Source organism: Streptomyces bobili (assembly GCF_002154575.1).
GTDB classification, from domain to species: Bacteria; Actinomycetota; Actinomycetes; order Streptomycetales; family Streptomycetaceae; genus Streptomyces; species Streptomyces bobili.
In genome coordinates this window covers 1-1,315 of record NZ_MUBA01000457.1, presented here as the reverse complement: position 1 = coordinate 1,315, position 1,315 = coordinate 1, and the positions used below count along the sequence as shown (strand labels likewise).

General features: G+C 69.1%; 1 protein-coding gene. It reads right to left on the bottom strand.

Annotation, left to right across the window (positions count from 1 at the left end; all coding sequences use genetic code 11):
- On the bottom strand, nucleotides 1–1,315 hold a 1,315-nt coding region (locus BZL64_RS30060), incomplete at both ends, for an AMP-binding protein (protein WP_143663351.1).

The following is a 1,315-nucleotide window of genomic DNA, read 5'->3' as shown; positions in this document are numbered from 1 at the left end:
CGGATCGGTGACCGCCTCCTCGTCGAGGAAGTGCAGTTCACCCCCGCTCACGAGGCTCGCGAAGACCGTGGTGTTGCCGAGGTCGGTCGCCTGCCCCTGCAACACCGCGAACCGGCCACCACGACCATCGACACCGAACCCGATGCGGGCCGGCACCGACGACACATAGTTGACCAGCCCGCCATGAGTGACCACCACACCCTTCGGCCGCCCCGTCGACCCCGACGTATAGATCACATACGCCACCTGACCCGCCCGCACCTCCACCACAGGCGCCGTCACCGGAGCGGCCTCGATCTGCATCGCCACGACCGTGTCGTCCACCGCCACCAGACGATGCCGGCCCGCCGGAAGACCGTCCAGGATCTCCTCCGTCGTCAATGTCAACACCGCACGGCTGTCCCGCAACTGGAAAGCGATCCGCTCCGCGGGCTGGCCGGGGTCGAGCGGGAGGTAGCCCGCGCCCGCCTTCCACACCGCGAGGATCCCGACCAGCATCTCCACACCCCGCGGCAGACACAGACCCACCACCGACTCCGCACCCACCCCCTGCACCCGCAGGAAATGCGCCAGCCGATTCGCCCGCACCTCCAACTCCGCATACGACACCCGCACACCCGCCTGCACCACCGCCACCGCATCCGCAGACCGCGCCACCTGCGCCGCGAACAACCCCGGCACCGACGAACCCGAAGCCACCGGCACGGCGGTGTCGTTCCACTCCACCAACACCCGCCGACGCTCCACCGCAGTGATGACATCCACCGTGCTGATCCGCTGTGAGGGGTCCTCTGTCAGCCCTGCCAGGAGGACTGTCAGCGTGTCTGCCATCCGGGCCACCGTGCCGGGGTCGAACAGATCCGCAGCCCCGGTCACCACCCCCCCGATACCGGCCGGCACGCCGTCCGTACCGAACCGCTCGCCCAGCAGCACCGCCACATCGAACTTCACCCCGGACCGGCTCAACGGCAGCCCACTGGCCCGCAACCCGGTCTCCACCCCGCCGGATCCCCCCACACCCGCCGCCGACACCGTGTCCTGCATCGTCAAGATGACCTGGAACAACGGATGCCGCGCCGCGGACCGGGCCGGTGCCAGCTCCTCCACCAGCCGCTCGAACGGCACATCCTGATGCGCATACGCCTGCAGACCGCTCTCGCGCACCTGCTCCAGCAGCGCACCGAACGACGGATCACCCGACAGATCACTCCGGATGACCAGCGTGTTCACGAAACACCCGACCAGATCATCCAGCGCCTCGTCCGTCCGCCCGGCGATCGCCGACCCGATCGGAATATCCGTCCCCGCACCCAGC